3 protein-coding genes are annotated in these 2,637 nt (G+C 60.0%); 2 read left to right on the top strand and 1 reads right to left on the bottom strand.

The genetic code is table 11. From position 1 onward, the window contains the following. The first annotated feature begins 73 nt into the window (after positions 1-73). Positions 74-742: a cofactor assembly of complex C subunit B gene (locus NW818_RS13665; protein WP_414408580.1), complete on the top strand. Its 669-nt coding sequence runs from the start codon at positions 74-76 to the stop codon at positions 740-742. A 73-nt stretch (positions 743-815) separates the two neighbouring features. On the opposite strand, the gene bchI is transcribed toward NW818_RS13665, so the two are convergent. Beyond that, positions 816-1,874, bottom strand: coding sequence for a magnesium chelatase ATPase subunit I (bchI, locus tag NW818_RS13660; protein ID WP_414350299.1), 1,059 nt, complete (start codon positions 1,872-1,874; stop codon positions 816-818). Positions 1,875-2,262: 388 nt separating this feature from the next. Here bchI and NW818_RS13655 point away from each other — a divergent pair, with 388 nt between their 5' ends. Beyond that, the gene (locus tag NW818_RS13655) at positions 2,263-2,607 is read left to right on the top strand and encodes a DUF4168 domain-containing protein (RefSeq protein WP_414331953.1); all 345 of its coding nucleotides are present in this window, start codon (positions 2,263-2,265) and stop codon (positions 2,605-2,607) included. Positions 2,608-2,637: the final 30 nt, after the last annotated feature.

Below are 2,637 nucleotides of genomic sequence, written 5' to 3'. Positions count from 1 at the left end.
GCAGTGTTCAGCGTAAATGTATCAGCTTCTCCCTTCTCTCCCGTTACTTCCTCTAGGTTATGCCTAGCCTGCCTTGACGGTTGAACCCACTCCAGCCCCCAGGGATCCCAATCGCTGGGTGAGGCGGCTGCCTCTGGTGACCGGCCTTTTGGGCAGCGTCCTTTTGGTTATTAATCGACTGGCCTTTACGCCGGAATTGCTCACCAGCCAGTCCCGTTCAGATGCCTTGGGGATCCTCCTCAGCGCCGTTTTGATCCTGACCGGCCTGCTGTGGCAGCAGATCCAGCCTCTTCCACCCCAAACGGCCCCCCTGCAAGGGATCCCCGGCTGTGATTGGCATCCCGATCTTTCCGAAAGTGAGAAACTGGAGCTGGCTTGGGCCTCCCATACCCTGCTCAGCACCACCGCCGCCCGCACCGTGGTGATCTGGGTGGGTGGGCGAACCCTCCTGCAACGGGGGATCCTAGCCACCCCCGGCCAGATGCCCTCCATTCAGCCCAAGAGCGTTTTACAGCGGGTCTTGCAGACGGGGCGGCCCGTGTATTTGGTGGATCTCAAGCTGTTCCCGGCCCGCGCCGAGTTCGATGGCCTGTTGCCCCCCGGATCCCAAGCCGTGCTGTGCCAGCCCATCGGCCAGCGAGGGTGCTTGATTTTGGGGAGCGATACCCCACGCAGCTTCAGCCGGCAGGAGCAAGCCTGGATTGCCGCCATTGCCGACAAGTTAGCGGCCCTATTTGGCTGAGGTTCGCCGCTCCCAACTTCCCTTCGCCGGGAGAGGGGCCGGGGGTGAGGGCTAGCAGCGCGGAGTGCTTGGGCTAGGCGGCGCTCTCCAAGCTCACCTGGAACACTTCGCTGAAGGCTTTTTCCACCTTGTAGCCCGAGTCGATGGTCTCCAGAGGATCCTTGCGCAGGCGGTGGCGCAAACACAGGCTGATCACCCGACGGATATCGGCGACGGTGACCTCACTGCGCCCCTCTAGAGCTGCCAGGGCTTTGGCAGCCCGGTTGGTTACAATGTCTCCGCGCAGTCCATCCACCTCCAAAGCCGCGCATACCCCAGAGATCTTCAAGCGCAAGTCGGGATCCACTGCCACGTTGGGCAAAAGATGTTGGGCTTTTTCGATGCGCTCCCGCAGGCGCTGCTGGGAATCGGCATACTTGGCCAAAAAAGCCTGGGGATCGGCGTCGAACTGGCTGCGCTCCTCCACGATCCGCACCCGCAGGGCGGCATCTCGCACCGTTTCGATCTGGACAAACATGCCAAAGCGATCCAGCAGTTGAGGCCGCAATTCCCCCTCTTCCGGGTTGCCGGATCCCACCAGCACAAACCGAGCCGGATGACGAATGGAAATGCCCTCCCGTTCCACGGTGTTCCAGCCTGAGGCCGCCGCATCCAGCAACACATCCACCAAGTGGTCATCCAGCAAATTGACTTCATCCACGTAAAGGATGCCTCGATTGGCCTTGGCTAGTAGCCCTGGCTCAAAAGCCTTCACCCCCTGAGCCAAGGCCCGCTCAATGTCGAGAGTGCCACACACCCGGTCTTCCGTTGCCCCCAAGGGCAGATCCACCATCGGCACCTGGATCCAAGTGCTTTCCAGCGTTTCTCCCGCCTGCAGGCGCTCCCACACTTGATCGCTCATCAAGTCCCGCTGCCGCGGGTGGCTGTTGAAGGGATCCCCTTTCACCACCTCGATCCGGGGCAGCAGGTCGGCCAAAGCGCGAATGGTGGTGGACTTGCCCGTGCCGCGATCCCCCATGATCAGCACCCCGCCAATGCGCGGGTCGATCACGTTGAGGAGCAAGGCCAATTTCATCTCCTCTTGGCCGACGATGGCCGTAAACGGGAAAACCGGGCGACGTTCCAAATGCATAGGGGCAATAACCAACAATTCATCCCCATTATCCCAGAGGCCACTCCCTTCTGGGGGTCAGATAGGCTGGAAAGGGACTGGAACTGGAACCTAAAGACCAGTTTTCGGTCAAATGGAAAAGCAAGCTCAGTTGTCAGCGTGGACGACGCCCTGGGCTTTCACAGAGAGAAGCAGATAGGATCGAAGCCCGCGGGGTTCATCAGAGTGTTGAACCGGCGTGGGGCCGAAAGCTCACAAAAACCCTAGGCAACCTGAGCAACAGTTGGCGGGTGGGGAGACATCAGCGGTGTCAGGCAAAGCAAGTCGGAGACGGTGGACGGCATTTCCAATCCAAAGCGTGGTCCAAAAAGGGCTGGTGGGTTTGATCTGGGTTTGCACTTGGATCCCTGTGCTGACTGTTTCTCTGGCCGTGGCCCAAACCCCCACCACCTCTGTGGTGTTGAGCGATGAGCAGGTAACAATGTACGCCCGTATCGTCTTGGAGATGGAGCCCCACCGGCAAGAGGCCCAAAAGCGCTCCCAAGCCACAAACGACCCGGCCAGCAAAGATCAAATCCGGCGAGAATTCATCCGCACCGCGACCGAGATCATCACTCGCCACGGTATGACTGTGCCCGACTACAACCGCATTACACTCTTGATCCGCTCCGAAGAGGGCAAAGCTTTGCAACAGCGCATTGAGGCCGAAATTCTCCGCCTGCAAAGCGAGGATCCCCAACCGCCAGTCCGATAAAAGTAAACTACCCGACACCCGCGCTATGCG

It is taken from the genome of Synechococcus sp. R6-5 (assembly GCF_047461775.1).
Taxonomy (GTDB): domain Bacteria; phylum Cyanobacteriota; class Cyanobacteriia; order Thermostichales; family Thermostichaceae; genus Thermostichus.
Note: the sequence above shows the minus strand (reverse complement) of the source record. Positions and strands in the feature narration are given on the sequence as shown.

What these genes read in the sequence shown, in the direction of transcription:
- bchI (WP_414350299.1), bottom strand. Translation starts at nt 1,874, where the DNA reads ATGCATTTGGAACGTCGCCCGGTTTTCCCGTTTACGGCCATCGTCGGC.